Source organism: Metabacillus sp. YM-086 (genome assembly GCF_048059995.1).
In the GTDB taxonomy this organism is placed as follows: Bacteria; Bacillota; Bacilli; order Bacillales; family Bacillaceae; genus Metabacillus; species Metabacillus litoralis_B.
Window position 1 is genome coordinate 1 of record NZ_JBLUOI010000109.1, and the last position, 12,641, is coordinate 12,641.

At 34.4% G+C, this 12,641-nt stretch carries 11 protein-coding genes and 1 riboswitch; all 11 genes read right to left on the minus strand.

Annotated features, from left to right (window positions below; translation table 11 throughout):
• Positions 1 to 117: 117 nt before the first annotated feature.
• Entirely contained in the window at positions 118 to 1,656 is a 1,539-nt protein-coding gene (locus tag ACEWK1_RS25440) for a response regulator transcription factor (protein ID WP_212137107.1), read from the minus strand.
• Positions 1,649 to 3,418 (minus strand): cache domain-containing sensor histidine kinase, encoded by a 1,770-nt coding sequence (locus ACEWK1_RS25445; protein WP_212137105.1) that lies wholly within the window; start codon positions 3,416 to 3,418, stop codon positions 1,649 to 1,651. Before ACEWK1_RS25445 ends, ACEWK1_RS25440 begins: the two co-directional genes overlap by 8 nt.
• 46 nt (positions 3,419 to 3,464) lie before the next feature.
• Positions 3,465 to 3,836, minus strand: a complete 372-nt coding sequence (locus tag ACEWK1_RS25450) for a sensory rhodopsin transducer (protein WP_212137103.1) — start codon at positions 3,834 to 3,836, stop codon at positions 3,465 to 3,467.
• Between the two features lie 51 nt (positions 3,837 to 3,887).
• Entirely contained in the window at positions 3,888 to 5,255 is a 1,368-nt protein-coding gene (locus ACEWK1_RS25455; RefSeq protein ID WP_416636778.1) for an MATE family efflux transporter, read from the minus strand.
• A 194-nt stretch (positions 5,256 to 5,449) separates the two neighbouring features.
• Entirely contained in the window at positions 5,450 to 6,745 is a 1,296-nt protein-coding gene (locus ACEWK1_RS25460; protein ID WP_212137099.1) for an NCS2 family permease, read from the minus strand.
• A 78-nt stretch (positions 6,746 to 6,823) separates the two neighbouring features.
• Positions 6,824 to 6,925: riboswitch (purine riboswitch) on the minus strand.
• 216 nt (positions 6,926 to 7,141) lie between these two features.
• Complete coding sequence (gene sigH / locus ACEWK1_RS25465) at positions 7,142 to 7,783, minus strand: RNA polymerase sporulation sigma factor SigH (RefSeq protein WP_121660810.1); 642 nt, start codon at positions 7,781 to 7,783, stop codon at positions 7,142 to 7,144.
• Between the two features lie 438 nt (positions 7,784 to 8,221).
• Entirely contained in the window at positions 8,222 to 8,548 is a 327-nt protein-coding gene (locus ACEWK1_RS25470; RefSeq protein ID WP_212137097.1) for an L-rhamnose mutarotase, read from the minus strand.
• Between the two features lie 83 nt (positions 8,549 to 8,631).
• Positions 8,632 to 9,687: a rhamnose ABC transporter substrate-binding protein gene (rhaS, locus tag ACEWK1_RS25475; protein ID WP_212137096.1), complete on the minus strand. Its 1,056-nt coding sequence runs from the start codon at positions 9,685 to 9,687 to the stop codon at positions 8,632 to 8,634.
• Positions 9,688 to 9,750: 63 nt separating this feature from the next.
• The gene (locus ACEWK1_RS25480; protein ID WP_212137094.1) at positions 9,751 to 10,773 is read right to left on the minus strand and encodes an ABC transporter permease; all 1,023 of its coding nucleotides are present in this window, start codon (positions 10,771 to 10,773) and stop codon (positions 9,751 to 9,753) included.
• Positions 10,774 to 10,776: 3 nt separating this feature from the next.
• Complete coding sequence (locus tag ACEWK1_RS25485) at positions 10,777 to 11,814, minus strand: ABC transporter permease (RefSeq protein ID WP_121660807.1); 1,038 nt, start codon at positions 11,812 to 11,814, stop codon at positions 10,777 to 10,779.
• A 30-nt stretch (positions 11,815 to 11,844) separates the two neighbouring features.
• Positions 11,845 to 12,641, minus strand: a 797-nt coding sequence (locus ACEWK1_RS25490; protein WP_416636779.1) for an ATP-binding cassette domain-containing protein, incomplete at its 5' end; no start/stop codon positions are given.

Consider the following 12,641-nt stretch of genomic DNA (forward strand, 5'->3'; position numbering starts at 1 on the left):
TATTGCCAAATTTAATTATCTATAGCTTAATCAAATGCGATCAAGTTTAAACCTTTAATTTATTTTCACAGAAAAAGGACTGTCTACTCAAAGAGACAGCCCTTTTACCCAAATCTATTAATTTACTTTTTTATATTCAGACGGAGAATATCCAGTAAACTTCTTAAACACCTGACTAAAGTATTGGGGATTTTCACCGAATCCGATCATCTCAGCAATTGCAAATACCTTTACATCATCCATTAATTGAATTTGTTCAATCGCCTTCTTAATTCGTTCTTGTGTAACATAGCTTGAAAACTTCTGCCCTGTCTCTTGCTTAAACAGTTTACCTAAATAGTCCGCATTCATATAAACCTTATTTGCCACCCACTTTAGGGACAGCTCTGGATTTCCAATATTCTCTTCTACAAGATCAATCATCTTATGAATAACAGCTGAATGATTTGATTTATGTCTTTCATAGTGACCTTGTGTAATTTCTTTTGCTGTAGAAAGAAAGAAATGTTTCATTTGCTGGATTGTATCCATATCTACTAACACAGACATTTTATCCATATATTTTTGCATGCTCACTGAGTCTGATTGTTGAATCATCACTAAAAAAATCTGCATCACATAAGAACGCACTAAACTAATTGATAATCTACTTTCTGTTAGCTCATTGAAAAATTGAGAAATTTCACTTTCCACTTTTTCTAAATTGCCCGATTTTATAAACAAACATAAACTTTGACCATCATATTCATAGTCATTTATTCGATTTTCATGTGTTATGTCATTTTTCGTAATGATGCTTCCTTCACCTAAATAAAATCTATGCCCTAGACATTCAAGTGCTTCTAAATAAAGCCTTCTTACTTGTGTAATACAATCGACTTCACTTATTGCTACCGTCATATCCATTTTATAAATATCAAAAAAATGATCTCTTAATTGCTCAATTTTTTCCTGAAGATTATGAAAATCTTGCTCGTTTACAAGAAAGAGAACATTTTCTCCTATACTCGTTGATAGGACTGATTCTGAAAAAAGATCTTCACCCAGGTTTTCAATAACAAACATATGCTCATAATGATAATCACCTTCTATACGAAAGATAATTAACCTTATAAAATCTTCTTCGAAATTCACTCTTAATAGCTTTTCATAAAAATGTATTCCTCTATTGCTGTCAAACTTGCTTGTAATAAACTCTTTTAATAATTGCTTTTTTACATAAGGCTGTACTTGATTGAGACGACTTTTTGTTTCTAATAGAAATTGCTCTCTCTTTGCATCTCTTTTCAGTTCATCAATCACTTTGTTCAAAGCATCCATAATACTATTTTCATTACATGGTTTTAATAAGTAATGCTTGACTCCATATTCCATTGCTTGTTTGGCATAGTTAAATTCATTAAAGCCTGATAAGATAATAAACTTTATGGAAGGTTTCTCTACTGCCATTTTTTCTACTAATTGAAGTCCGTTCATTCCTGGCATTTTAATGTCACATATCACGATGTCAGGTTGTTCTTTCATGATAAAGTCATAGGCTTCCAAACCATTTCTGGCTGTACCAATTAAACTTGTTCCCAATTCCCCCCAGTTGATGATCCTTGAAATTCCCTCCAAAATAATTCTCTCATCATCAACTAATAACACCCTATACATAATCCCACCTCGTTTGATATGGAATAACGATGCATACCTTTGTCCCTTTGTTTACCTCACTGTCAATTTGCAGACCATACTCCGAGCCAAAAACAAATTTAATTCTGGAGTCTATATTACGTAAGCCGATTCCATTTCCTCTAGTCTTTATTTCACCTTTTTTAACTAATTCGAGCTGCTGCTCATCCATACCAGGTCCATTATCCTCAACGACCAGACGGAGCTTATCTCCTTCTTTGAATGCTAACAAACGAATTTCACATGGCTCTATCATCATTTCCAGCGCATAATGAATGGCATTTTCAACAAGTGGCTGCAAAATCAACTTTGGTAGCTTAGCATTTTTCACTTTATCGTCCATTACTAATGAAAATTCCAATCGCTCTTCAAAACGAAACTTTTGAATTGTCACATAGTGTTCGACCATCTCTACTTCTTGCTCAACTGTAATCACATCATCTTTTAAGCTAATAGCATTTCTTAATAAATAGCCTAAAGATTCAACCATTTTGGATATTTGCTGCTGCTGATTTACCTTTGCCAGCCAGTTAATAGATTCTAGTGTGTTATACAAAAAATGAGGATTGATCTGTGATTGCAATGCTTTAAATTCTGTATCTTTTATTAATAACTGTTTTTCATAATTTTCATTAATTAACTGGTTAATCCGTTCAATCATAACAAAGAAATTTCGATGTAACATTCCAACTTCATCCTGATATTGTGAGGGCTTAAAGTTTTTAGTAAGTTTAAAATCCCCTTTTTGAACAAACTTCATCGCTGAAACTAAGTTTTCAATTGGATTCGTAATTCTTTTAGAAAAACCAATTATTAAATATATAGAAGAAATAGAAATAGCTAAGAATAAAAAGATAACAAGAAACTTAATCATCGTAACCTTTGCAAACATTGTTCCAAAGGGTAGGACATTCCAATATGTCCAATTTGCATATGGAGATTCTGAATACGTAACAAAAAAGCTTCTTCCATAAATATTTTGTATTTGATATCCTTGTTTATTGCTGGCTGTAAAATCCAACTTATCAACATTAGTGGAATTTCCTTCTGAAAAGAAAATATCGTCTCCTTCTGAGATGGCAATATAACCTTCTTGATCTTCCCACTCTTTTGGTAGCTCTTTAACAATCTCGTGTAACTTAACATCAATTACTAATGTTCCGACCTTTTCAAGACTTAGATTTTCATAGGATTTTAGCTGTCTTGCAGAAAAAATAGAATTTTTTGAGCTTTTTAGTGAAATCCATACATTACTTCCATTTCCTTTTGCAGCCTTTTCAATCATTTCATCTTTATGATCATACAAGTTTGCGGAGGGTACTCCTCCTGCACGATATTCCTTCCCAAAACGGTCAAAAAGATGAATGGATTGAATATATTTTTCGGAGCCAATATAGCTAGTAAGGGTTTCCCAAATTTCCTTTTCTATTTGATATTGATCATACTTTGTTAGGCTCTCGTCCTTTGAACGAAGCAATGCGTTTTGAATAACATCATCGCCCATTATTTTATAAGTAACTTCTTCAATATTCTTTAGCTCATCTTCTATTCTATTAGAAGACATAATTAAAACTTGTGAAGATTTACGATAAATTTGTTCATCATAACTATTAAATGCATATTGAAATCCAATGATAATAAACGTTAAACAAACAATTAATAAAATAGAAATAAAGACGATTAATTTATACTTAATTCTTAAATTCTTATATCTTGTTGAAATTCTTCGGTTTAAGTTCCTCATATATTAGAACTCCAATATCATCATTTTAATAGTAACCGCTTTCAATTTATTTCAAAGGATATCCCATTGTAGACATTAGCGCCAATCCTGGTTGAGTTGAATCCAATCGACTATACTGAACAATTATTGGCAGATCACTTTCCACTTCAATTGAATAAGGAACCCCTGTTGGAATAGTTTCCCCGTTAAGCTCCAATGCTGTCGTTCGTAAATGTTTACTTCTCTTTCCCTGAACAATGACAGGAATTTTCTCAATCGGATCACGGTCCTCAAAATAAATCGTAACTTCAAGTTTTGCATCTTGACCATTGCAGTTTAAAATACAAATAGATTCATGGCTAATAAGTTCTCCTGAGCTTAATGGTGGTATATATCCATCTGGTATGATCCAATGTTTCTCGCCTTTTTGATTATTCATTAATATAACCTCCTGTAAGTTAGTATACTTTTAATATTTTTTCTAAAAACTTTAGGATGCGTTTGTCTCAACTTTCTTAACTACTATATTGCGCCATTTTCCTTGTCTCCACCTAAAAAGCATGAGAACTCCACGTAACCATTCATCAACAATAAAGGCAATCCAAATTCCAACAAGTCCTAAACCAACATGTATTCCTAACATATAAGCTAATGGAACACTTATCCCCCACATTGAAAGAACTCCAATAAAAACAGGAAAATTCACATCACCTGCTGCTCGTAAAGAGTTGATGACTACAGCATTAAAAGCACGACCAGGCTCGACTAGAGCAGTCAATAAAAGAAGGATACTCCCTAATTCAATAATATCATGATTAGTAGTAAATAAGTGTAGGATCTTGCTACTAAATACATAAATGATAAGCCCTACTACTGACGTGATGCTAATAGCGATAATTAAACTATCTATACAACGCTTATAAGCATCATCATATTGTCTTGCACCAACTAGGTGTCCGACAATAATTTGTGTTCCTTGCCCGATAGCAAGTGAAAAAAGCAAGATAAGCATTCCTATATTCTGTACATAAACCTTTGTTGTCATAGCTTCTGTTCCAATCATCACAATAAATGCTGTGATTACAAGTTGAGAACCATTAAATGAAAGATGTTCTCCAGCAGATGGAACACCGACCTTGAGTAATTTTTTTAATTCATCACTTGGGAATTTTCTAAACATAGTAATTGGGTATAGATCTTTACTCAATCGTTTATGAAATAGGAATAAAAGAATGAATAAGCCAATTGTTCTGCTAATAACAGTAGATATGGCCACACCTGTTACACCAAGCACTGGAAAACCAAAAATACCGAATATAAAAAGAGAATTCCCTATTATATTCACAAAATTAATTCCAAGTGTGACAAGCATAACATCTTTCGTAAAACGATAACTTCGGAATATTGCTCCGATTGTCATCATACCCGATTGCAAAAAAATTCCTCCGCCTACAATTTGTAAATAAAGAGTGGCATCATGAAGAATATTTTTTGAAACACCCATATACATTAACAGTTTACTGCCAAAGAAAATGAGAATAAAGCTAATCATAACTCCTAATAAGACATTGAAAAAGAGCGATACAACTGCAATTCGACCTGCGTCTTTTGGAATTTTTGCACCAAGAAACTGAGCAATTAATACACTTGTTCCTGTTACAATGAAGCCAAACATAACAATCATAATAGATAGAATTTGATTTGATACTCCAACAGCTGCAACTGCTTCATCTGAATACTGACTAAGCATGAGTGTGTCTGCATTTCCCATCAGCATATGCATGGTGGTTTCTACTAGAATAGGCCAAGTAATTGCAAACAGAGAGAGCTTTTGCAGTGAGTTATCCTTATTCTTCATGCAGATCATCCTTTGAAAAATTATTGCACCATTCTTCTCCTGTTTGCTTAAACAATTGTAATGTTTAGTTATGTTTCATTATAATAGAAGCACTTTCATTAAAACATTTAATTTTCCGACGATAATGATTAGAAAACAGTGTTCATGATAAATAAAATCAAAAAAAATCTCCTCCAAAAGAGAAGACTTCCAACTTATAAAACAAATGCAAAATAGGCAATAAAAATAAGTGCTAAAACATAGACAATTGGACTGATTTCCTTCTGCTTTTTCATTGCAATCATTGTAATCGGGTACATGATAAAACCAAGACCGATACCAGTTGCTACACCGTAAGTTAGTGGCATCATGATGATCGTGACAAAAGCTGGAATCGCAATCTCAAAACGCTCCCATTTAATATGACGTACTTCACTTGCCATTAATGCACCAACAATAATCAAAGCAGGTGCTGTTACCTCTGACGTTACAATAGAGAGTAGAGGCGCGAAAAATAGTGCAATAGCAAACATGCCTGAAATCACAATAGATGTAAAGCCAGTTCTTCCACCGGCTGCTATCCCTGCAGATGATTCAATGAATGATGCTGTTGTTGATGTACCTAGAACTGACCCTGCAACAGATGCTGAGGCATCTGCTAATAGTGCTCGTCCAGCATTCGGAATTTTGTTGTCTTTTACTAATCCCGCTTGGTTAGCAATCGCAATCAATGTACCTGCTGTATCAAAAAATGCTACAAATAAAAACGTAAACACAACAGCTACTAACTCAATTGAAAAAATATCTCCTAGCTGCATGAAAACAACCCCGAATGTTGGCTCCAAGCTAGGGATCCCACCAATAATAGCTTTTGGCTTATCAATGATCCCAAAAAACATTCCTAAAATAGATGTAATCACCATTCCGTAAAAGATGGCTCCGCGTACATTTTTCACCATTAGAATAACGGTAATAATAAAGCCAACAACCGCTAATAAAGTTGGACCAGAGTGAATATTTCCTAACGAAACAAAGGTTGCTGAATTTGCGACTACAATCCCTGAATTTTTTAAACCAATAAACGCAATAAAAAATCCAATACCGCTTCCGATTGCATATTTTAAATCCTGAGGAATCACTTCAATGATTTTTTCGCGAATTTTAAAAATACTTAGCAAAACAAACAGAACACCTGATATAAATACACCTGTTAAAGCTGTTTGCCAAGGAATGCCCATCCCGATGACAACTGAATAGGTAAAAAATGAATTAAGCCCCATACTAGGTGCTATCCCTATCGGATAGTTTGCTAAAATCCCAATTAATAACGTACCGATAATCGCTGAAACAGCTGTTGCTGTAAAAACAGCCCCTTTGTCCATACCTGCTTCTGATAGTACAATTGGGTTAACAACTAATATATAAGCCATTGATAAAAAGGTTGTAATACCAGCAAGAAACTCTTGGCGATAAGTTGTTTGTCGATTTGAAAACTGAAAGAATTGCTTCATGTTGACCTCCTGAATTATGTTAAAAAAGCTTTAGAGTTGGATTACCCTAAAGCACACATAACAAGAATTACATATAGACAATACATATGTAATCCTTGTAGTCATGCTATTTAAGGTAGCTTGGTAGAAACGTTTAGGCCATATCCCTAAACATATACAAGGTTGATATATTATATTAATATAAGTTGATATTATAGAGAAAAATAGTAGATGCGTCAATGTAAATATTTTGTATTACACGTCAACTAGAGCTACGTGACTTTGACTTTGAACAATAACAAAAACCTCAGACGAGCCAAAACTCATCTGAGGTTTTTCAGTTTTTTATTTATTTTATTAACAGAGTATAAATCAACAATGAACACTAAAACCAACTATTTCTTCCTGTTTCTTTACTCACACAACCTTGCTAATCTCAAAGTGACGTTCTAGTTTACGTTTTACACGTTGAAGAGCATTGTCAATTGATTTAACATGTGTATTCAATTCTTCTGATATTTCCATATATGATTGTCCGTCCATATATAGAGTCAATACTCTTCTTTCCAAATCACTTAGCAATTCATCAATCTTCCGTTCTATTTCGTTCACTTTTTCCTTATTAATAAGCAAAGATTCAGGATTTGTTACTTTTTCCCCTGCAATCATATCCAGCAACGTATAATTAGAATCTTCATTAGTAAGAGGCTTGTCCAAGGAAATAGATGAATTTAATGGACCATGCTTTTGACGAGAAGCAGTTTTAATTGCAGTTATAATTTGTCTAGAAATACAAAGCTCAGCAAATGCATAAAAAGAAGCCATTTTGTCTTCACGATAATCACGAATCGCCTTATATAACCCGATCATTCCTTCTTGAACAAGATCTTCTTTATCGGCTCCTATTAAGAAATACGGCCTAACCTTCGAGCGCACAAAATGCTGATACTTGTTAATTAAAAAGGACAATGACTCGCTGTCACCATTATGAGCCATCTCGACCAACACTTTATCCTCTAATCCAGCATAATCGACAATTGGTTCTAATACAGTGTTCATTGATTTGATTTCCCTCCATACTCTTCTTATTTTAAGCCCAGTTCGAGCTTTATTATTTTAAATTTTTAATAGTTTATAAGTTAACAAGAAATATATCTATACTAAATAATTTCTTTACTATTTTTCCACAGACAAATGTGATGTAGATATAAGTATAAGGGGTCAAAAATAAAAACGTTGTCGAAATATAAACACTAACTACAATTTTTATAAATTTTTTGATTAGATCTATCATTCAATAGGTTTATTTTCAATTTGTTGCATTTTCATGTAAAGAAATGAAATAAAAACACTCGAAAAAATCAAATATATTGTCATTTAGAAGGAAGATAATTGTTCTAGTAATCATCTAAGATTATTTTTCGGGAAATAATGACAAGAAATAAAATAAGCTCTCACCATTTTAGAGAGAGCTTACGATATACTATTTCAACAACTCTACTTTAAATAAAACACTTCCCTCATCGGTTTAATTGGTTCTGCCTCATTAAAATCAAAAGAACCTTCCACCATTTGTGATGTAATGGCATTCCACTTGTTACATACTTCACTTTGAGCGATATATTCAAAAGCAGCCTCTACATCATCACATTCAAAACAGTAGAAAAATTGATTACCCTTTTGAAAGATGGAATAATTTTTAATACCTGCCTTACTATGCTCCTCCATCATTTCAGACCAAGGATTAAGATGTAGTTCTACATACTCTTCTAGGTCTTCTTCTTTGATTTTCCAAGTCCATGCAAACTTATTACTGTTCTTCATCGTCATATCTCCCCCTATATTTTTTTAATTGAAAAAACTAAGCCAAAATTTGAATGGCTTAGTTTTAAAGTATCATGAATCAATTAATAAACATCTTTCCATTCAGCGATATTTTCAGCGTCAAATTTAAATGGATCGCCAAGCATAATTTGTGTGCCTTCTCCATCTTCTACTACTTCCTGGCTTCCTTGATCACCCGCTTCGAATGATTCTCCAACTTCTCCTTTAATTGTCCCTTCAACTAATGCATGTGCAGTATAACCCGCTACTTCTCCTACATCAATTGGATTCCATAAGTACATCCATGGTGAAACACCGCTTTCAATATAGCTAGCCATTTCACTTGGAAGTCCTAATCCGGTTAGCTTCACTTTTCCTTGTAATCCTTTATCTGTTAATACTTTACCTGCAGCAGCGATTCCAACTGTTGTTGGAGCAATAATCGCTTTTAAATCAGGATAAGACTTTAATAAAGCTTCAGTTTCAGACACACTTTTATCTCTTAAGTCATCTCCATAAGCGACTTTTACTAACTCCATTTTGCTATACTCAGGCTTTTCAAGTTCTTTTTTCATCCATTCAATCCAAAGGTTTTGATTTGTTGCTTGTGATGTTGCACTTAAAATGGCAATCTGTCCTTCTCCACCAATCATTTCACTTACTGCTTCAATTTGAATACGACCAATTCTCTCTGGGTTTGCTTGATTCACATGAATATGACGACTGTTTGCATTAACAGCAGAGTCTACTGAAAGAACTTTAATACCTTGGTCCATTGCTTTCTTTAATACGGGCTCTAATGCATCTTGATCATTACCAGCAATGGCGATTGCAGCTACTTTTTGCGTAATTAATTGTTCAATAATTTGGATTTGCCCTTCAGCTGTTGGCTGATCTGGTGAACGTAGGATTACTTCTCCACCAAGCTCCTCTACAGCAGCCTTAAAACCATCCATCATTTTTTCCCCGTAAGGATTCCCAGTATTTTTAAATACAAATGCGTACTTATTTGAACCACTGCCTTCTTCTGCTCCACCTTCACTTGATGACCCCCCACTAGAAGGTGCTCCTTGACTACAACCTACAAGGATAGAAGCAAGTAATACAACTGATAAAATCATTGATAAAAACTTTTTCATTTTATCTCTCCCCTTTTTGTCTTTTCATTTATACATAACAGTTAATAACTGCGTATAACGTGGTTATTTTCTTTTCATAAAGCTTGGTAACTTAATTTTTGGAACGGCCACAGCTAAGATAAGCAACGCTCCAACAACAATTAATAATGTTTGAGCAGGGATATTAATAAGCCCTAGTCCGTATTGAAGGTATCCAATAATAAATACCGCAATAACAGTACCAATTATTTTCCCCTTTCCACCTGCTGTACTAATACCACCTAATGCAGCCATAGCAATAACATCTAGTTCATACATGTTTGCTACATTAGGTCTCGTACTTCCCATTCTTGAAGCTAAAAATAATGCTGTTAATCCAGCCATAAGACCTGCCAGTGTAAATACAATCATTTTCATTCGGTCAACTTTGACACCAGAGAATCTGCTTGCCGTTGGGTTTTTACCCATTGCAAAGATTTCTCGGCCAAACGTTGTTTTATGAAGAAGAATTCCAAACAGGATAGCCATGATGATAAACAAGATTAAAATAAATGGAATTCCGAAAACATAGCCCCAGCCAAAAAATCCAAACCATTCTGGAAAAGTACCTGATGATTGATCTTCCAATATCACGTAAGCGATTCCACGATACAAGATCATTGTTCCTAAGGTAACAATTACAGCAGATAACTCTTTAAATTTCACAATTAATAGACCATTTATGAATCCACATAGCGCACCCACCGCTAAACAGATGACTACAGCAAGTTCCATAGGTACTCCTAAGCTGTTATACATTGTTGCCATCACAACAGATGACAGGGCAACCGTTGAACCAACAGAGATGTCAATATCACGCAAAATCATAATCATTGCCATCGGAAAAACAATAAACGCTTTGTCTAGAAAAATCATTGTGCCGTCTCGTAAACTAGCATAATTCAAAAAATACGGTGATAGATTTGAGTTGATAATCATAACTGCGAATAAAATGATGACTAACATCCATTCCCATTGTAAGAAAAATCTCTTAAGGCTAAAGTCTTTTTTATCAAGAAGATCTCGATGTATATAACCTTGCTGATCAAGTGATGTTCTTTGTTCCATGGCTTATATTTTCCTCCTCATCAGATTATTTCGATCAACACCTCTTTTAACTAGGGTGTTTATGATAACAGCAACGAGGATGATGAGACCTTGAATACCTGTTTGCCAAAATGGTGATACATTTAATAATGGCAATGCATTATTTAAGATTCCTAAAAGAATGGATCCTAGAATAATTCCAGAAATCTTTCCTGATCCCCCAGCAATACTAACTCCACCAAGGATACAAGCCGCAATAACCGTTAGCTCGTAACCGGATGCTGTATCACCTTGTGCAGATGCAAATTTTGAAACCCAAAGCACACCTGAAAGTCCTGCAAATCCACCCATAATGGTATAAACAAGTAATAATATTCGATCTTCCTTTATACCGCTTACTTTTGCTGAATCAGGGTTACTACCAACTGCATAAATTTGTCGTCCTGTTCTTGTGTGGTTAATGATATAAAAGAATAAAAGGTAAATAACGATAGCTATAAAAATTAAATTATTAATACCAAATGTTGTACCTGTTGCAATAGAGACAAAGCTTTCTGGCATTTGGTAAGAACTAATCCATTCTCCCCCGCTAATTTTAAATGTGATTCCTCTAAAAATATTCATCATCGCCAATGTAGCAATGATCGGGAGTAATCCGATTTTCGCAATTAACACCCCATTGATGGCTCCACATACCATCCCAATGACAATTCCTAACAAAATAACAAGGAAAGGATGTAAACTTTGATACGTACTCACTGTCTGAGCAGCAATCATTCCAGAAAGTGCTATCGTTGATCCAATTGATAAATCAATACCTCTCGTTACAAGTACAAGCATCATTCCGAGTGCTAAAATACTAAGAATGGCTGTATTTGTCATCATGTCATTAATATTCTCTCCACTTAGAAAACTGGAGTTTCGTAGCTGAACAGCTATTGATAGGATTATAATGAAAGCAAGTAAACCAAGTTCCCTGAATTTATATATGTTTGCTAGCTTCGACGTCTTTTCTGCATGCGGCTGTATACTTGTTGAGTCTTGTATGACATTTTCAGGCATACTCTTCACCTCTTTTTCTATATCAATCTATTAACCAACTTCTTTTTCTTTCCCTTCGCTCATTGCCGCTTCTAAGATGACCTCTTGTGTGGCATCCTTTTTGTCTAATACTTTCGTTATTCTTCCTTCTCTCATAACAACAATTCTGTCACTCATCCCTAATATTTCCGGCATCTCAGATGAAATCATAATAATTCCGTAGCCTTGAGCTGCTAAATCATTAATAATGTCGTAGATCGCTGATTTTGCTCCAACATCGACACCTTTTGTTGGTTCATCGAGAATAATGATGTCTAAGTCAGCTGTAAGTAGTTTTGCTACAGCTACCTTTTGTTGATTTCCTCCTGACAAAGAGCTTACTAAGTCAAAAATACTTGTTGCTTTTACATGTACTTTTTCAGCCAATTTTTTTGCAAGTGTTGATTCTTTCTTTTCATTCAACCAACCTTTATTTGAAAGTTCCTTCAAAGCAGGCAAAGTAATATTTCTTCCAATTCCCCAATCCAAGACAAGACCCTGTAATTGACGATCTTCTGGTAAATAACCAATACCTAAATTCATGGCACTCTTAGGGTTTTTAATCGAAATCTGTTGACCTTTTAAATAGACTTCTCCACGGTCATAGCTTGTAATGCCAAACAATGATTGACAAACCTCGGTACGCCCAGCTCCAACTAAGCCTGTTAAGCCAAGAATTTCTCCTTTGTGAAGGGTAAAGGAAATATCTGCATAATAGCCCATTTTCCCTAAGTTTCTCACTTCAAGTAGTTTTTCACCGATTTTGTTTTTCTTTGTTGGATAAACTTGAGTAATTTCACGTCCAACCA

What these genes read in the sequence shown, in the direction of transcription:
- ACEWK1_RS25440 (WP_212137107.1), bottom strand. Translation starts at nt 1,656, where the DNA reads ATGTATAGGGTGTTATTAGTTGATGATGAGAGAATTATTTTGGAGGGA.
- ACEWK1_RS25445 (WP_212137105.1), bottom strand. Translation starts at nt 3,418, where the DNA reads ATGAGGAACTTAAACCGAAGAATTTCAACAAGATATAAGAATTTAAGA.
- ACEWK1_RS25450 (WP_212137103.1), bottom strand. Translation starts at nt 3,836, where the DNA reads ATGAATAATCAAAAAGGCGAGAAACATTGGATCATACCAGATGGATAT.
- ACEWK1_RS25455 (WP_416636778.1), bottom strand. Translation starts at nt 5,255, where the DNA reads ATGAAGAATAAGGATAACTCACTGCAAAAGCTCTCTCTGTTTGCAATT.
- ACEWK1_RS25460 (WP_212137099.1), bottom strand. Translation starts at nt 6,745, where the DNA reads ATGAAGCAATTCTTTCAGTTTTCAAATCGACAAACAACTTATCGCCAA.
- sigH (WP_121660810.1), bottom strand. Translation starts at nt 7,783, where the DNA reads ATGAACACTGTATTAGAACCAATTGTCGATTATGCTGGATTAGAGGAT.
- ACEWK1_RS25470 (WP_212137097.1), bottom strand. Translation starts at nt 8,548, where the DNA reads ATGAAGAACAGTAATAAGTTTGCATGGACTTGGAAAATCAAAGAAGAA.
- rhaS (WP_212137096.1), bottom strand. Translation starts at nt 9,687, where the DNA reads ATGAAAAAGTTTTTATCAATGATTTTATCAGTTGTATTACTTGCTTCT.
- ACEWK1_RS25480 (WP_212137094.1), bottom strand. Translation starts at nt 10,773, where the DNA reads ATGGAACAAAGAACATCACTTGATCAGCAAGGTTATATACATCGAGAT.
- ACEWK1_RS25485 (WP_121660807.1), bottom strand. Translation starts at nt 11,814, where the DNA reads ATGCCTGAAAATGTCATACAAGACTCAACAAGTATACAGCCGCATGCA.